This is a genomic window from uncultured Anaerovibrio sp. (assembly GCF_947302755.1).
GTDB lineage: Bacteria > Bacillota > Negativicutes > Selenomonadales > Selenomonadaceae > Anaerovibrio.
Genome location: NZ_CAMYWM010000054.1, coordinates 1 through 15,423 on the forward strand (window position 1 = coordinate 1; position 15,423 = coordinate 15,423).

A 15,423-nucleotide genomic window follows, 5' to 3' on the forward strand; every position below is an offset into this window, starting at 1 on the left:
ATCATGCACACTTAAAAAATAAAGTACTGGTCTAAATTCTTGGTACCATTATAGATATATGCGGACATATTTTACCTTGGTACTTAGTGAATTCAAGCCTATGGCGCCGAATGAGCTTAGTACCACTAGGTAAACTAGAGAGCGCGAGCGTTCCGCATATACTTTCACAGCCAATACATGTATATAGAATTTCATTAATGAGGTGACAAACTATGAAAAACACTACTTTAAATATGATTGATGATTTAATCAATCGTTATCCGGTGCTGGAGGTGTGCCGCAGCTCTATTCAGGAGGCTGTGGAGGCTATATGCGCTTCCTACAGCAGTGGCGGCAAGGTTATTGCCTGCGGTAACGGTGGCAGTGCCTCTGATGCAGAGCATATTGTGGGTGAGCTGATGAAGGGCTTTATTTTGAAGCGTCCCATTGATGATGTTTTGTATGCCAGCATGAAGGAAGTATGCCCTAATGAGGCGGATTATCTGCGGGATAATCTTCAGGGAGCATTGCCGGCTGTGTCTTTAATGAATGCCGTGGCCCTGAACAGTGCCTTTGCCAATGACCAGGCTCCGGATTTGGCCATGGCCCAGCAGGTGTTGGGGCTTGGAAAAAAAGAGGATGTACTTATTGGTATAAGCACATCCGGTAATTCTGCCAATGTAATTTATGCCGTGCAAATGGCCAGAGTAAAGGGTATTAAAACCATCGGTCTTTTGGGCGGCAGGGAATGCAAGCTGAAGGGGATTTGTGACATTGCCATTTGCGTTCCTGAAATGGAAACCTATAAGATTCAGGAGCTTCATTTACCGGTTTACCACCTGCTCTGCATGGCGGTAGAGAATGAGTTCTTTGATAAGTGATGTAAAATGATAAAGCCCCTGCTTTGAGCGTTCTGTCTTGGCTTTGCCAAGGATTCAGCTCCAGAGCAGGGGCATTTTTTGTTTATTTACCAGCTGGCTCCCTTTTGCCAGAAGGAGGGCTTCAGCATTACCAAAAACAGGAAAATTTCCAGTCGGCCGATAACCATCAGGCCGCAGCATATGTATTTGGTCATGTCATTAAGGGTGCTGAAATCGTTGGCGGCACCAAAGGCCACCCCGGCATTTCCTATGGCGGAAAAGCCCAAGACAATGGCATCCATAATAGGCAGTCCTTCAATAGTAAATATCAGGGCCCCCAGGAGAGCCAGAAAAACATAGAGGAAGAAAAAGCGTCCCACCTTGTTTATCAATGTATCCATACGTTCCACCGTATCATATTTTACGTGAATAATCTGATTTGGGTGGAGCTTTTCCAGAATAATAAAATGGAGCAGCTTGAACATCATAATGAAGCGGGCTATTTTCATTCCCCCTGAGGTGGAGCCGGCACAGCCACCGGTGATCATGACTATCAGCAGGCAATATTTGGAGAAGGCGGGCCAGCTGTCAAAGTCACTATTGGCAAAGCCGGTGGTGCTGATGGTTGCCGCAGTCTGGAAGGTGGCATAGCGCAGGGCCTCAAAGAGATTCATATCCATGGCGGCAAACAGGTTTACGGTAATGGCAAGGGACAATGTACCAAAGAGGGCCACATAGGCCAGAAATTCCGAGTCCCTTATGATTTTGTGGTAGCCCTGCTTCCAGGCAATAAGATAGAGGGAAAAGTTTCCCCCCCCCACCAGCATGGCAATGGTCAGGACGATTTCCGCCGGCAGATTATCAAAGTAGCCAATGCTTTCATTTTTGGTGGAAAAACCACCGGTGGCAATGGCGGACATGGCATTATTCACTGCATCGGAAAAGCTGAAGCCGCATAGCAGCAACAAGGCCGTAAGAATAAATGTAAGAAAAATATACACCATCAGCAATGCGTGGGCCGTATCCTGAAACCGGGGCAAGGGCCTGGTTTCAGTGGGGCCGGTGGTTTCCACCTCAAACATTTTCAGGCTCTTGGTACCGGTCTGGGGTACTATGGCGATAAAAATAACGATAATACCCAGGCCGCCCAGCCAATGGGTGAGACTGCGCCACAGCATGATACTGGTGGGCAGGTCGGGGATATTTTTTACTACAGAGGCTCCGCTGCCGGTAATGCCCGATACCCCTTCAAAAAGGCAATCAACCACCGGCATATAATGACCGGCCAAAAAGGGCAGCGAGGCAATTATGGAGGCAAAGAGCCAGCTAAGGCCGGTAATGGCAATGCCTTCACGGATGCTTATATCCTTGGTGGTAATTTTTCCCCGATTGCTGAAAAAAACTGATAGGCAAAGGCTGCACACTATGGCGGCCAAAAAATCCAATTCGTTGTTTTCCTTTAGCTGGATGGCTGTAAAAAAGGGAATAAGCAGGGTAACGGACATGGCAAACATAAGACGGCTCAGCATATAATATATAACCGGATAACTCATGATGCACCTCCCTTACCATTGCTTGTGAAGCAGCTGCTGACGGCTGCCCCAAAGGACGATTAAAAAGGCAAAAATATCCAGCTTGCCCAAAATCATCAGGAAACAACAAAATAGCTTTACAGCCACCGGCAGGGCCAAAATTTCACTGTGACTGGTATGAAACAGCATGATGGGCCCCGTACTGGTAATACAGGCCAGGACAATATCCATGGATTGCTGCATATCAAGGCCGGCGGCGGAAATAACCAAAATGGAAATAGCAATGGTGATAATTACCATAAAGAAAAAGCCCAGAATACGGTTTATAACCTTGGAGGGAACAATGTCACCATCTATTTTCATAGTCATAATAATATCCGGATGAATAGTTCTGGTCATTTCGTTGGCGCAGGACTTAAAGAGAATCATCAGGCGAAGGATTTTGAAGCCACCGGCCAGGGAACCGATACAGCCCCCGATGGATGCCACCACAATCAGCAGCATTTTATCGAAGTCGGTCCAGGTCAGCACCTCCACCGGCGGGGCTCCGGTGGTACCGGCGTAAAGGGCCACAGAGAAAAAGCCGTAGAGCAGGCTGTCTGACAGGGTGTAATAATTATTGCTGTACAGGTGCAGGCCGCAAACAAGGCCGATGATTAATATGATAAGAACAAAGATGTGAAATTCGGAATTGTGTATGGTGCGTTTCAGCATGGAATACTGGCGACGCTTAATGGCCTGCCAATAAATGATAACATTGCCTCCGGCGGCAATAAGGCCCAAAATGGCGGCTGAGGCGAACCATACATTATTGTACAGATAATTATCGGAAAAATAGCAGCCACCGGTGGAAATGGTTACCATGGCAAAATTAATGGCATCGTAGCTGCCAAGTCCCGCAACGCTGAAAAACAGCACCCCAACAAGGGATAAAATAGCGTACAAAATAAACAGACGCCGGGTGTTATTTTTGAGGCGGTGTATGGTCAATATACCGGTTTTCAGGGCCACCGGCATGGCAAAGCTGATACCGAACATGCCGGTAATGGCGGGAAGCACCGTGGCGATAAACATGAGAATCATGCCTCCACCAATCCATTGGGTCATACTGCGCCACAGAATCAGGGTAGGCTCCCGCAGGGAAATAATATTGGTATAGCCGGTGGTGGTAAAGCCTGACATGCTTTCCACAAAGGCATCAATTGGCCCCAGATTATTGCTGAAATAATAGGGCAGGCCACCGCACAGGGCCACTGTTACCCAAATTGCGCACAAAAAAACAGCCCCACCATACACTGACAACGACTCCGGTGGATTAGTGGATTTTTTCATTAAAAGTATCGCCAGCAGCAGGGTAATACATATAGATTGCCCAAAGACGCCTGTCATATAATCATGACCGAGATAAATGCTGTAGGCAAAGGGCACTGACATAAAGCCGGAGCACAGCAGCAGGGCCCTGGCCATTAAAAATAGGATTAGCTTATCCATTTGTTTATCCTTACAGCACTGCCCCCAGGCAGTGACTTGTTAATTATAGAAATATTTTAATACCTTTGTGGTGGCCTGTTTTTCCGTGATAATAATTGCCCGGCCGCCGGCGGCCAATACTGTATTACCATTTGGAATTTCCACCACATCATCCTTGACGTAGGCACACAGCAGACAGGACTTTGGCAGCTTGGCCTCCATCAGCTTTTTATTGCAGACGCTGCAGCCATCCTGGATGGTAACCTCCGTAACCTCAGCCCGGGCATCCTGCAGCAGGGATACCGCCGAATTCCCCCGGACGAAGGCCAGCACCTCATTGGTAGCCAAAATTCTGGAGGACAGGGAAATATCCACCCCCAATTCTGCCAAAATGGACTTGTAGTCGGTTTTGGCCTGGCGGATGATGGTCTTTTTGACCCCGTGATGCTTGCCCAGCAGAGCCAGCAGGAAGTTCAGCTTATCATCATCGGTGAGGCATATAAGGGCATCGGCCTCGTTTATGCCCTCCTCCAGCATTTTACTTGTATCGGCGGCATCAGCCCATATGGCCTTGCCGTGATTTTTGAACATAGAGGCCACCAGACGGCAGCGGTCCTTGTTGGTATCAAAAATCTTAACCCGTACATTTTGCTTGTCCAGCATGGTAGCCACAAACCGGCCCATACGGCCTGCCCCCACAATGGTCACCTTGTTCAGCTTGGAGGCGTTGCGGGCCACCAGATTTTTGCTGAACTTATCAATGTCATGGGTAAGGCCGATAAAGTAGGCATTGTCACCGGACAGAAAGGCGTCTTCGCCATGGGGCAGAATCATGCGCTGGCCCCGGAAAATCATGGCGGCCATAATGGTGTTGGGCATATCCAAATCCTTCAGCTTTATATTGGCCAGAGGGGATTTTTTCTTTATTTTGGTTTCAAAAAGACGTACCTGACCATCGGCAAAATCCTCGATATTAAGGGCCGCCGGTACCATGAGAATGCGATTGATTTCCATGGACATAATCAGCTCCGGATTTAGCATCAGGTCTATATCGAAGTTGGACTTCAGATATTCCTTGGCCTCGGACATAAACTGCATATCCCGTATCCGGGCAATGGTCCGTTTGATGCCGTGTTTTTTGGCCAGAATACAGGATACCATATTTACCTCATCGGTGGCGGTAACGGCTATCAGTACATCGGCTCCACGAATATCATCATTATTCATGGTAATAGGGCTGGAGCCGTTGGCCTCAATGGCCAGTACGTCCAGACTGGCCTGAATGGTTTCCAGCCGGGAGCTGTCATTATCCACCACAATTACGTCATATTCTTCCTGTGAAAGGCGTTCAGCTATGGAATAACCCAGCTTTCCGGCCCCTACTACAACGATACGCACGATGGAACCTCCTAAGTAACAAACAATATTACACGCTATATCATACTCTATTTTAGACAAAAAAACCATATGATGAGTTTTTAGATTTAGTTAAAAAAAATATTCACTAATAATTAGTTGATTTATCGGAGATTTGGTATAATATACTTATAAGACAAATGTGTTTTTTGTTGTTTTTCCCTATATTTTTAAGGGGGTGTGGATTATGATGAAAAATCAACGGGGAGCGATATTTACCCTTTTTGCGCTATTGATTCCCCTTATAATGGCCTTTACGGGCTTGGTCGTTGATTTTGGCAATTTATATGCTCACTATTCCCGGCTGCAAAATGCGGCGGATGCGGCGGCTCTGGCCGGTGGTTATGCTTTTATACAATATGATGAAACATGTGAAGACCATCCAATGGCCGATGAGGCTGCTAATAAATATAAGGAAAAAAATCATCCCCATGCTGATGAACTGGGGGGGAGACCCCCCCAGGCCAAGCCAGGTGATGATGAGGGCATTATCTACTACCGGGTTATTTTAACGGAACGGGTTCCTTTGTATTTCCTGCGCTATTTTCCAACAATCGGGGAGGATACGGAAATATCTGCCGTAGGCTGTGCCAAGGTAAAGCCAAATAACAGTGCCGGTGGTGCCGGTTCTGGCGGTGGCGGTTCTGGCGGTGGCGGTTCTGGCGGTGGCGGTAATAATATGTTTGATCATCTGTTTACCGCAGGCAAGGGCCTTGAATCCATTAACTCAATCCAGAATCCGGATAATCATAATATTAAGCAGGATAAAAATAACTGCTCCACCTATGATGGTTCTATTGTTATTGGTGATAAGAATGGTTATGATAAAGCCAATAAAAATGTTTATCTGTCCAGTAAGGCCTTTGGGGAAAATGGAAATAGCCGTCCCACAGTTAACCAGGCCATTGACGATGGTAATGTGGTTTCTCCTCAATACGACAGCAGCATAAATCAAGCTGCTATAGAAAAATATTATCATGATGAGATTGAGAACATTATGAAGGCGGCTGAGGTGGCTTCCAGAGATGAAATACAGAAAATGATGGATGGTAATACGGAGGCCAAAAATAAAATTAAAATAACTGATAATAATATGCAAAATCTTAATAGCGACACCTTAAACAAGCTAAGTGATAAGGGTGTTGATGTGATTTATTATAATATCAGTAACCTAAATATAGACCTTAACAGAGCCATCAGCGGGGATGCGAGTAAGCCATTGTATATTATTTGTGATAATATCAATAACTTCAACACCTCCGCCAATATGACCGATGGACGGCCGATAGTACTGGTATATACCGGTACAAATCGGGTAACGATGAATTGTAATGGCGGTACCTTTACGGGAGATATATATTCTCCCTTTGGGTCAGTATTTGTAAATGACAATCGCCACATGTTTTATGGCAGTATTGTAGCGGCTAAGGATATCAATTTGCAAAGCCAGGGCTATTATGCTCAAAAGAATTATACACGCTCATATTCTGGTTCACCAGGTTCTGGTTCACCAGGTGATGCTCCGGGCAATCCCACGGTTATTCTGGTGGATGACAAGGAAATTGAGTGGACATAAGCAGTATGATGAACTAGGGTAAATTAAAGAGCCTGTACCAAGATGAGATATCATCCTGGTACAGGCTCTATTCGTATGCTGGTAAGGGATTTAGCTCCCAGGGAGCGAAGTGTACCAGCAGGAAGCTCGATGGCCCCAATGGCTCCTATGGCAATACTCATGCCCAGCCATGGCTTAAGGTCTGCAGCTGTCTTCACCACCTGGTAATCCTTGTCGTAAAAGATTACATCAATGGGAAAGCGCATAAACATCATGTGAATGCTGTTACAGGGCGTAATGAGCAGTCCGGTTCCGGGAGGCAGCTCCCTGCGCCCCATAAGCCCTAAAAATCGCCTTAAAAAATTATCGGCCACCTGAATTTTTAATTTAGTATCAGGGGCCGAATTCAAAATCAAATTTACCTGCTGCGTATCTATTTCCCTCCAATCTATACTCAGAAATGCTTAATCAGGGCAAGCACCACCGGCATCAATATCACCACAAACAGGGCGGGGAAAATAAACAGCACCAAGGGAAAGAGAATCTTTATGGGGGCCTTTAGGGCCTCAGCCTTTACAGCCTGTCGACGACGTTCCCGCATATTGTTGGCCTGAATGGTCAAGGTACCGCCAATACTGGTTCCCAACCGTTCCGACTGTATCAGGGAGGTAACAAACAGGGAAAGCTCCTGCAAATCACAACGGTTGGCCATACTGCGCAGGGCCTGACGCCGCGGCATACCCATTTTCATATCATCCATGGCAACACTAAATTCGTCAATGAGATCCCCTGTGGTTCGCTGGATGATTTTTCGTATGGCGGCTTCAAAGGTGAGGCCAGCCTGTACACTGACACACATCAGATCCAGCAGCTCCGGCAGCTGGCGGAGCATTCTTTCTTTTCGCCGGGAAATAGCGGAGTTTAGCATTACCATCGGCATAGCACCGCCTAAAATGGCACCTAACAGCAGGCACATGGCCACCTGTACAGGAGCCAGGGTGTGAGTCGCAGTATATCGGTGGGCAAAATAGGTCATAAAACCAATGAATATAGTCATAATCATGGAAAAGCCGCCTACAGACAGCTTATTCTTAAGCCCGGCGACTATTATCTTGTGCTGGATAGTCTCGGCGAGGGCCGCCGGCGTAAGCTCCAGAAAATGCCTTTCCAAATACTCAATCAAGGGCTTTATTACCCGGTTGTGGAAGGATTGGTCATCCATATTCTGGGCAGTCCCACGGGCCGTTGCCAGGCTATTCATGGCCCGGCTGGCGTCTACGGTATTCAGCTGATGAATGGAGCTGATACGCTTTTGATAGGTAGACTTGGGAACTACATAGTGCTTTATAACGACAAACAGCACCAAAAAAAATAGTATGCCGACAGACATGGAAAAAAGCAGAATTAAGGACATCAGAACATTCCTCCGTCATCAGCCGCGTTATTAAACATTTCCTCTGGCATTTCGATACCATTCACCTGGAATTTTTCCATAAAGCCAGGCAGCAGACCGGTGGATACAAAGCGGCCAACGGCCTTGCCATTTTCATCCACGCCAGTCATTTGATAATAGAACAAATCCTGTGTGGTAATGGTATCACCCTCCAGGTGCTGTACCTCTGTAATATGGGTAACCTTACGGCTGCCATCCCGGATACGGGATTGGTGCAATATAAGGTCAATGGCCGATGAAATCTGTTCTCTGATGGCCTTTACCGGCAAATCAAAGCCTGCCATCAGCACCATGGTTTCCAGTCGGCTCAGGGCGTCCCGGGGACTGTTGGCGTGGGCGGTGGTCAATGAACCGTCATGACCTGTATTCATGGCCTGGAGCATATCCAAAGCCTCACCGGAACGAACCTCCCCTACCACTATGCGGTCAGGCCGCATACGCAGAGCGTTGCGTACCAAATCGCGAATGGTAATTTCGCCCTTTCCCTCAATGTTGGGGGGACGGGATTCCAAAGTTACCACATGGGGCTGCTGAAGCCGCAGCTCAGCCGCATCCTCGATGGTAATAATACGCTCGTTGCTGGGAATAAAGGAGGACAGGGCATTAAGAGTCGTGGTTTTACCGGAGCCGGTACCACCGGATACCAGAATATTTATCTTGGCATTGACACAGGCCTGCAAAAATCGGGCCATACGCCTGTCCATAGTACCAAAGCTAATCAGCTTATCAAAGGTCAAGGGTTTTTTAGAGAACTTACGTATAGTAAGGGCAGGCCCTACCAAGGACAATGGCGGAATGATGATATTAACACGTGAACCATCACTCAACCGAGCATCCACCAATGGTGAGGACTCGTCAATGCGACGGCCCAAAGGGGATAAAATCCGCTCGATAATATTCATCAGGTGCTCATCATCGTGGAAGCAGATATCGGTAAGCATTAGCTTGCCCATGCGTTCCACAAATATCTGCTTGGGACCATTAACCATTACTTCAGTGACGGTTTCGTCCTTCAGGAGCCCCTCTATTGGGCCAAGGCCCAGCATTTCATCCCGGAGGTCGCTGACAACCCTGCTCCGTTCCCCTCGGGGAATAGCAAAGGGATTTTCGTCCATTACCTTCTGGACGTAGGAATCAATGATATGCTCAACCTCCAGCGCATCCTGCTGCTTGGCAGACAAAATCCGTTGCTCCTCCGGAGTCATGTCCTCTACAATGCGATGATGGATTTTTAACTTTATTTCCTGATATGATTCGTCCACCTGCTCAACGGAAAGGGAGGCAAATATTCTTACCTGGATATTTCGTTGATTGGGACGGCCTAACCGCTCTAAAAGTGACAAGCTACCCTCACTCCACTTCATTACATAACAAATACTGCCTAATCATCCTCTGATGGGCAGTACATGATGTATGGTATATTTAGTCCGTCTAGGTCAGTATTTGAGCCAAAGCCGCTCATCAGCCTGCCTATAAAAGAATCTGTATTATAATCCGCATGGGATATTACAATCACACTGTTATTTGCAACATCAGTAGTTACTCTTAAATAATCATTGTTGCTTCCGCCGTTGCGGTCCGGATTCCAGATAAAGAGACCACTCCTCAGGTCCACATTCCTTATCTGGCGTTTTACGATCTCCCGCCGATTATTTTCATTGCGGGTCAGAGATGCTTCATGGGCAATACTTCGGGTAGTACTGCTAAGGGTAAGATAATCAGAAAGGGCAAAGCCCACATAGACTATGCCGGCAACAAGTAAAAGAAATAGGGGCAGAACCAATGCAAATTCCACAATGGATTGCCCTCTCTGGAATTTCATAATTCTGCCCCCTTATTGTAAAACTAGTCGTTCTAAGACTCCATAACAGGGTATCTCATCAGCGATCCACCGCTGTTGGAGTACCTACAGCATACCACAGGTTATTAGTCGTCACCGCCGCCCTGCTGAGCAGCATCATTGGCATCGTTAAGAGTATGGGTAACATTAGTAAAGGTAGTCTGAATAGCCTCACGAATACCTCCCTCACCAGTAAGAGCTACTGCAACAGCAACTACAAATGCAAGAATGAGAGCATACTCCACCATACCCTGGCCCTTTTGTTCTAAATAACGCATAATTTTCATTTGAAATTCCTCCCTTTTAAGTATAGAAAAAAGTATTACTAAATCTGTTTATGGTAGTAACCAGTGAACAGATTACAGCTGAGATAAAATAAATTTCTTTGTGTGTATTATACGTCAGTATAGTACTTTTTTCCAGTAAAAAATTAGCTAATTTTTATTTCACCCTTGTTTACCTATATATCGATATTTACAATCCGTTTAATAACAAAAAAACCAATAATTTCCAAAATAATTGCTGCACCTATGGCCAAATGTCCTATTTCTTCATCAAATAAAGGACGAAGGTATTCAGGATTGAGGACGTTCAGTAAAAAAGCCAAAGCAACGGGCAGCAGGGCCAATATAACGCCGGACAGCCGTCCCTGGGCTGTCAGGGTCTTTATTTCCTGCCGCATTCTCAGCCGGTCATTGACGGTGTCACTGATGGTATCCAAAATCTGGGAGAGATTGCCGCCCACCTGACGTTGAATGAGTACAGCGGTGATGACCAGGTCAAAATCCTTGCTCTGAACCCGCTGACTCATGTTTTCCAAGGCGGTTTCCAGGGGCACCCGGAGATTGGTTTCCCGCATGACCTTTTGAACCTCCCGGCTCACCGGGGCATCCATTTCCCTGGCAATATGCTCCAGGGCCTGCATAAAGCTAAAGCCAGCCCGCATGGCATCGGAAACCATCTTCAGCATATCGCTGATCTGATTGGAAAAGGCCGCCTGGCGCCGCTGAATGCGAATTCTCAGGGTCATCCAACCAATCAGGGCACCAAAGACAAGGCCTAAAACGGCGTTGAGCAGCTGCAGGGTAAGGAGATAAAAAAACAGGGCAAAGATTATCCCCAAGCCAAGGAGGATGATCTGAAATTCCGGTCCGGTAATGGGCCAGTCAGCCTGCTGCATCATTACGTCAAATCGATTGCTTGTCTTAAGGCTCTGCACCAAATTGCCGGATCGATGGAAGAGATTTACCAGGGTCTCCTTTATCTGCTTTGATTTTTCTTTTTCCTGATTTGGCTTATAATCAGCTATATCAGCCATACGGTCCTTGATATTCTGTTGTTCCTTGTTTTTGCGTCCTATGATCAGTCCCAGCATTATGATGCTGAACAGTACCAGGGAAGCAACCAAAGCGATAGCTATTTTAAACATGGTCGTTATCCTGTTAATTCGTGGTTAATAGCTCAGCAAGTAAGGTTATTTGCTGGCTGAGGGTGCTATTCGGCTTTAGATCCAGGGCCATACGTCCATCATCAGCGGCGGTGGCCACATCAAGATAGGCATTGGGAATAATTCCCGCCACGGGATAGCCAATGGCCTCCTGCATTTCCTGTTGGGATTTTTCGGTGCAGGGCTCCACCCGGGTGAGAATAACCTTTACCCGCCTTTGGTAGTCAGGCCAGGTGGTGAAAATATCCAAGGCCCGCTGAATATGCTGTACCTCATAGCCACCATTCAGCATGGAAACAACAAAGGTGATATCAGAGTTTTCGGCTGCGGCAATGGAGGTAGGATTAAATCCCGCCGGCACGTCGATTAATACGTATTGGAACATAGACCTGGCCATATTTATAATGGCCTCCAAGGAGGAAATGCTCACCTTGTCGATGAAGCTGGGGTTCTTGGTACCGCACAGGACAGATACATTTTTGTCCACGGATACAAAGTAGGTATTAAGGGTTACCGGCGATAGAAAATCCGTATCCCGGGCAGCCTCCACGATGGTACTTTGCGGCTTCAGGTTAAAGAAAAAGGCCATATCGCCAAATTGCAAATCAGCATCAATTATGCCCACGGTGGCATTGGCCGTGCGGGAAATGGCCATGGCCAGATTGGCAATAAGGGTGGTTTTCCCACTTTTGCCCTTGGGACTGAAGAAGGTCACAATTTTGGCATTATTGGAGGCGGATACATTTTTATTGATGGAATATATGGCATCCAATAATTCTTCACTGGAGAAGGGCTTTACCAGGAAGCATTTCGCTCCGGCGTTCACATATAGGCTGGAGCTTTCTGCTGACCATTTTTCACCGGTACAGATAATATCCGCATGGGGATATACCCGGCGAAATTCGGCCAAAAGATTCATTATATTGGGAGTGTCTGCATCCAACAGAATAATATTTGGGGTAAATACCATGCCCTGTCCCAGAGCATCCTTGGCATCCCTAAAGCGGGCCACCAGGGTAACGGATTCTGTTTCCTTGATTACATTGGACAGCTGCTCCAAAAACAGGCGGTTGCCTTCAACCAGCATGACATTGTTGTTTATCATTGTAGAACGCTCTCCTATCTAAAAAGTTTGGACAGCCAGGAGCCGGCTTTTTGTTGGGCTGGTTTGCTGCTGGGCTGATATCCCTTGTTGGTATAACGGGCCACCAATGCCCGCAGCTCCTGGGTCAGCTCACTGTCCTGACCGTTAAGCACCAGGGGAACACCGGTGGTAATGGATTCGCTGGCAGAAATAAAATCATTGTGGAGAATGTGATAAAAATCCTCTCCCAATATGTCCACCACATCCTTTAGCTGGATATGGGTTTTTGAATCACTGCGGTTCAGCACCAGGCGAATTTTATTGGAATCGTAGTTCAGGGTGCGCAGGGTGTCATTGCCTATCTTCATGTTTTTGATGGTAGGAATAAAGTCCACGATACCCAGGAAGGTAACGATTGTACTGATATCCAGCAAAGCTAAATTCAGTACGCTGAACATGGAGGTGGTATCCACAATTATATAGTCATATTGCTTGCGCAGGTTTTTCAGAATTTCAATAATGGTGTCGGGGTTCAGGTTATACGCCTCCTCCAGGCGGCTGGGATTGGGTATTACCTGAAAGGTTACTCCCTTATAGGAATAATTGGTCAACAAGGGAGTCAGTGGACGGCTTGAGTCGGCCTGTATACTGTCACATAAATCGGTGATAGTATATTCAGGCTCAAGCCGCAGATAATTTCGGATGTCGCCAAACTGCAAATCAAAATCAGCCAGACAAACACTATAGCCCTCCCGGGCCAGCTCAGAGGCCATATTGATGCTTATTAGAGTTTTACCCACAGCGGAAGCCGTACTAAAAAAGGTGATAATGACACCATTTATGTGTTCATCAGCCATATGCTCATCACCGGACCTTTACATCAATTTTTTTTAGAAATATCACTGCCTGGCAAAGGGGCAGACTTACCATCTGCCTCATACTCCTCATACTGATCTGATTTTTTGGTTATTTCCAAATCGTTGGCGGTTACCGAGTTCATAGCCGCATATTCCTTACGGGCATCCTCTACGGCCTTAATCAGCCGTTCAGAGGCCTGTACCGGGTCCTCATTGGTGACAATGGTCGGGGTAAGGAGGATTACCAATTCGTGGCGATCCTGTGAGGTAGTGGTGTATTTGAAGAATTCGCCAATAATTGGAATGGAGCTCAGAAGTGGTATCTTATTTATGTTTTTAGCTTCGCTGTTATTCATGAGTCCGCCGATGGACATGGTTTCACCGTCAGGAATGGTAATGACGGTGGATGCTTTACGGGAAAGCAGGGAGGGAATGGTACCGGCAGTGGTGGTCACTGCATTGCCGCTGTCCAGATGACTGATTTCAGCCTTGACATTGGTGGTTATTTTGTTGTCCGAGGTGGCGGTAGGCAGGATATGAAGCTTTATACCATATTCACGCCATGTAACGGAAATATCACCATTTTTGTTGGCAGATGGAAGAGGAATCTCGCCACCGATGAGGATTTCTGCCTCCTCACCGCTCATGGCCGTTACATTTGGCCGGGACAGAATACGGGCCTTGCCCTGCTTTATCAAAGCACTGAGCTTGAAATTGATGTTGTTGTATATCCGGCCCCCAAAATCCTTGAAGTCCTGGCCGCCGTAAAAGCTGCCAAAGGTTATTCCGCTGAAATCACCTGCTTCATTCCGGACTGTACCGCTGGAGCCGGTCATAATACCCAGATCCTGGGCATCAGCATTGGTGATATCGATTACCATAGCTGCCAGATTAATCTGGGTAGGATTTTTCATTTCCAGCAGGTTAATGACATTTTCCGGCTTCTCCACAAAGAGGGTGGCCACACTTTCAGCCTGCTGCTTTTCATATTGATTTTCCACAATACCGCTGAGGAGAATTTTATCTCCCACCTTTTCCACATTTACGCCAGGGATTTTTATGGATTTTTGTATGGCACGGGCCATATTGGAATCCTTTTTGGACACGTTTACCACAAATTCCTGGCGCATACCGTCATCGGTCCATACGGTGAGACTGGTGGAACCGGGTGATAAACCAAGGATGTCCAAGGTTCGATTATTGATGACATTTACGTCGGCAATAGCCGGATTTACCACGGCTACACGAATAATATCAGCGGTTGTTGAGGCATTATATAGGTATGACTGATTTACCTCCAGCCAAATCGGCTGCACGTAGGCATTGGCCAGGGAGGTGGACAGAAACAGCAGCAGGGCTGTAAGAGTCATAGATATATGAAGTTGCCAAAGGTGTATCATTTTGCTCATTGTTTAGGCTCCTTCTCTGGATAGGCTGGTTCCACGGATTACTTCCACACTGCCGCCGTAGGCCGGGGCTGCAGGTGCCGACGGGGTCGGTGCCGGTGCTGGCTGAGTGGCGGCCGGAGCAGGCGGACTCTGTTGTGTGGCAGCCTTGTTGGTTACCTTGGAATATTCAGTGGTAGTAGTAAAGGTATCTCTCGGCTTATATGGCCGCAGCACCAGATACACGGTGCCGGATTGAACTGCAGCAATCAGCTCCATGGCATCCCGTGGCGATACAGCCAGGGTAGCGGTGGCCAGGGCTGTCTTATTGGCTGACGTGGAAGCAGCTTGGCCCGATTTGAAGGAATCGCTGCTTTTATCATCCTTATCCTTGCTATCCTTGCTGCTTACGTCACCATTGGAGGGCTGAGAAGTCTTCATGTTATCCTTGGCCGTATTCATCGGGGTTCGGTTAACGGCCAGCAGCAGGATATTCTGCAGAATAATGTTGCTGGTGATACGACCCTCATTACCACCGTTGGACA

15 protein-coding genes are annotated in these 15,423 nt (G+C 47.1%); 2 read left to right on the top strand and 13 right to left on the bottom strand.

Going from position 1 to position 15,423, the window contains the following annotated elements:
* Positions 1–212: 212 nt before the first annotated feature.
* A complete protein-coding gene (locus tag Q0Y54_RS06750; RefSeq protein WP_297965604.1) occupies positions 213–860 on the top strand; it encodes an SIS domain-containing protein in 648 nt (215 codons plus the stop codon).
* A gap of 86 nt (positions 861–946) precedes the next feature.
* Here Q0Y54_RS06750 and Q0Y54_RS06755 read toward each other — a convergent pair whose 3' ends face one another.
* The 3 genes from Q0Y54_RS06755 to trkA are packed head-to-tail and all read right to left on the bottom strand — an operon-like array spanning position 947 to position 5,239.
* The gene (locus tag Q0Y54_RS06755) at positions 947–2,392 is read right to left on the bottom strand and encodes a TrkH family potassium uptake protein (protein ID WP_297965606.1); all 1,446 of its coding nucleotides are present in this window, start codon (positions 2,390–2,392) and stop codon (positions 947–949) included.
* A gap of 12 nt (positions 2,393–2,404) precedes the next feature.
* Complete coding sequence (locus tag Q0Y54_RS06760) at positions 2,405–3,862, bottom strand: TrkH family potassium uptake protein (protein ID WP_297965608.1); 1,458 nt, start codon at positions 3,860–3,862, stop codon at positions 2,405–2,407.
* A gap of 39 nt (positions 3,863–3,901) precedes the next feature.
* A complete protein-coding gene (gene trkA / locus Q0Y54_RS06765) occupies positions 3,902–5,239 on the bottom strand; it encodes a Trk system potassium transporter TrkA (protein WP_297965610.1) in 1,338 nt (445 codons plus the stop codon).
* 205 nt (positions 5,240–5,444) lie between these two features.
* Here trkA and Q0Y54_RS06770 point away from each other — a divergent pair, with 205 nt between their 5' ends.
* Positions 5,445–6,833, top strand: a complete 1,389-nt coding sequence (locus Q0Y54_RS06770; protein WP_297965612.1) for a TadE family protein — start codon at positions 5,445–5,447, stop codon at positions 6,831–6,833.
* Positions 6,834–6,883: 50 nt separating this feature from the next.
* Here Q0Y54_RS06770 and Q0Y54_RS06775 read toward each other — a convergent pair whose 3' ends face one another.
* The 10 genes from Q0Y54_RS06775 to Q0Y54_RS06820 form a co-directional block, all read right to left on the bottom strand.
* On the bottom strand, positions 6,884–7,228 hold the full coding sequence (locus tag Q0Y54_RS06775; RefSeq protein ID WP_297965614.1) for a DUF192 domain-containing protein: 345 nt from the start codon (positions 7,226–7,228) through the stop codon (positions 6,884–6,886).
* Positions 7,229–7,266: 38 nt separating this feature from the next.
* On the bottom strand, positions 7,267–8,226 hold the full coding sequence (locus Q0Y54_RS06780) for a type II secretion system F family protein (protein ID WP_297965615.1): 960 nt from the start codon (positions 8,224–8,226) through the stop codon (positions 7,267–7,269).
* A complete protein-coding gene (locus tag Q0Y54_RS06785) occupies positions 8,226–9,566 on the bottom strand; it encodes a CpaF family protein (RefSeq protein ID WP_297965631.1) in 1,341 nt (446 codons plus the stop codon). Before Q0Y54_RS06785 ends, Q0Y54_RS06780 begins: the two co-directional genes overlap by 1 nt.
* A gap of 80 nt (positions 9,567–9,646) precedes the next feature.
* Entirely contained in the window at positions 9,647–10,087 is a 441-nt protein-coding gene (locus Q0Y54_RS06790; RefSeq protein WP_297965617.1) for a TadE/TadG family type IV pilus assembly protein, read from the bottom strand.
* Between the two features lie 104 nt (positions 10,088–10,191).
* Positions 10,192–10,392 (bottom strand): pilin protein, encoded by a 201-nt coding sequence (locus tag Q0Y54_RS06795; RefSeq protein ID WP_297965619.1) that lies wholly within the window; start codon positions 10,390–10,392, stop codon positions 10,192–10,194.
* Between the two features lie 173 nt (positions 10,393–10,565).
* Positions 10,566–11,534: a type II secretion system F family protein gene (locus Q0Y54_RS06800; protein ID WP_297965621.1), complete on the bottom strand. Its 969-nt coding sequence runs from the start codon at positions 11,532–11,534 to the stop codon at positions 10,566–10,568.
* Positions 11,535–11,547: 13 nt separating this feature from the next.
* Positions 11,548–12,657 carry a response regulator gene (locus Q0Y54_RS06805; RefSeq protein ID WP_297965623.1) on the bottom strand — a complete coding sequence of 370 codons (1,110 nt, stop codon included), beginning with the start codon at positions 12,655–12,657 and terminating at the stop codon, positions 11,548–11,550.
* A 14-nt stretch (positions 12,658–12,671) separates the two neighbouring features.
* Complete coding sequence (locus Q0Y54_RS06810) at positions 12,672–13,493, bottom strand: AAA family ATPase (protein WP_297965625.1); 822 nt, start codon at positions 13,491–13,493, stop codon at positions 12,672–12,674.
* Between the two features lie 23 nt (positions 13,494–13,516).
* Positions 13,517–14,902, bottom strand: coding sequence for a type II and III secretion system protein family protein (locus tag Q0Y54_RS06815; RefSeq protein ID WP_297965627.1), 1,386 nt, complete (start codon positions 14,900–14,902; stop codon positions 13,517–13,519).
* A gap of 3 nt (positions 14,903–14,905) precedes the next feature.
* A partial coding sequence (locus Q0Y54_RS06820) for an RcpC/CpaB family pilus assembly protein (protein ID WP_297965629.1) occupies positions 14,906–15,423 on the bottom strand: 518 nt, incomplete at its 5' end.

Excerpts from the sequence above, each read along its gene's own strand:
- Q0Y54_RS06750 (WP_297965604.1), top strand. The coding sequence starts at position 213 with ATGAAAAACACTACTTTAAATATGATTGATGATTTAATCAATCGTTAT.
- Q0Y54_RS06755 (WP_297965606.1), bottom strand. The coding sequence starts at position 2,392 with ATGAGTTATCCGGTTATATATTATATGCTGAGCCGTCTTATGTTTGCC.
- Q0Y54_RS06760 (WP_297965608.1), bottom strand. The coding sequence starts at position 3,862 with ATGGATAAGCTAATCCTATTTTTAATGGCCAGGGCCCTGCTGCTGTGC.
- Q0Y54_RS06770 (WP_297965612.1), top strand. The coding sequence starts at position 5,445 with ATGATGAAAAATCAACGGGGAGCGATATTTACCCTTTTTGCGCTATTG.
- Q0Y54_RS06780 (WP_297965615.1), bottom strand. The coding sequence starts at position 8,226 with ATGTCCTTAATTCTGCTTTTTTCCATGTCTGTCGGCATACTATTTTTT.
- Q0Y54_RS06790 (WP_297965617.1), bottom strand. The coding sequence starts at position 10,087 with ATGAAATTCCAGAGAGGGCAATCCATTGTGGAATTTGCATTGGTTCTG.
- Q0Y54_RS06795 (WP_297965619.1), bottom strand. The coding sequence starts at position 10,392 with ATGAAAATTATGCGTTATTTAGAACAAAAGGGCCAGGGTATGGTGGAG.
- Q0Y54_RS06800 (WP_297965621.1), bottom strand. The coding sequence starts at position 11,534 with ATGTTTAAAATAGCTATCGCTTTGGTTGCTTCCCTGGTACTGTTCAGC.
- Q0Y54_RS06805 (WP_297965623.1), bottom strand. The coding sequence starts at position 12,657 with ATGATAAACAACAATGTCATGCTGGTTGAAGGCAACCGCCTGTTTTTG.
- Q0Y54_RS06810 (WP_297965625.1), bottom strand. The coding sequence starts at position 13,493 with ATGGCTGATGAACACATAAATGGTGTCATTATCACCTTTTTTAGTACG.
- Q0Y54_RS06815 (WP_297965627.1), bottom strand. The coding sequence starts at position 14,902 with ATGAGCAAAATGATACACCTTTGGCAACTTCATATATCTATGACTCTT.